Source organism: Microbacterium sp. C448, from assembly GCF_000582705.2.
Classification (GTDB): domain Bacteria; phylum Actinomycetota; class Actinomycetes; order Actinomycetales; family Microbacteriaceae; genus Microbacterium; species Microbacterium lacus_A.
In genome coordinates, this window is the sequence record NZ_HG779831.1 from 1 (window position 1) to 865 (window position 865).

1 protein-coding gene is annotated in these 865 nt (G+C 61.0%); it reads left to right on the forward strand.

Annotated features, from left to right (window positions below; translation table 11 throughout):
- Nucleotides 1-327 precede the first annotated feature (327 nt).
- Nucleotides 328-840, forward strand: coding sequence for an acyltransferase (locus tag MIC448_RS16590; protein WP_279380996.1), 513 nt, complete (start codon nucleotides 328-330; stop codon nucleotides 838-840).
- Nucleotides 841-865 lie beyond the last annotated feature (25 nt).

Sequence of the window (865 nt, forward strand, 5' to 3'; positions counted from 1 at the left end):
AGGAGCGGCACAAAACCTGGAGCGCTTCAGAGTCTGGCTGGTGCCCAAGGGAACCCGGGTCCGTCTTGCCCAGCGGGCAGCGTATCCACTACGAGACCTGCTGATGTGTGACGGGGCAATGTGCGCGATGGTCGAACTGAGGATGCGCGCCCAGCACTGGAGCGAAATTTGCGTGCCTACACGACAGCGCGGGCACCGAAAGAGATAAGTTGTCCCGACAGATCTGCCCATGTGAGCGGTGTCGGGTCCCGCTGCCCGATACCGCTCACTCGAGGGGCGCCGGGATGACTGTTGGGAAGAAGGGCGGAAATGCGCTACTCGCCGATTATGAGGATCTACAAAAAGGTCAAGCGAGAACTAATCGGCAACGAACGGTGGGCACGCGAGCAAGGTGTGTCCGTCGGCTCGGGATGTCGAATACTCTCGAACATTGTCACTTCCGAACCCTGGCTCGTGAGCGTGGGGCATCGCACCACAATTAGTACGGGGGTGCTGCTGATTACACACGACGGTGCTGGCTGGCTGTATAGAGACGAACGAGGGCGGCGCCACTATGTGAATCGGATCTCTATCGGGTCCGAAGTTTTCATTGGAGCGCAGTCGGTGATCCTCCCCGGGGTCCGGATCGGGGACCGGGTGGTTGTCGGGGCAGGGTCTGTGGTGACTCGATCTGTGCCGGAGGGCCATGTAGTCGCCGGGAACCCTGCGCGCGTGATCATGAGCTACGACGACCTCATGACAAAGATCGCCTCGTGGCCCGCGGATGCTGAGCGCCAAGGCGCGTCGAGGCGCGAGCAAATCGACTCGCTCCTACAGGGCGACTTTCGTCCAGAGATTTGAATCGCCCCGGGTTTAGTGGAGGGCG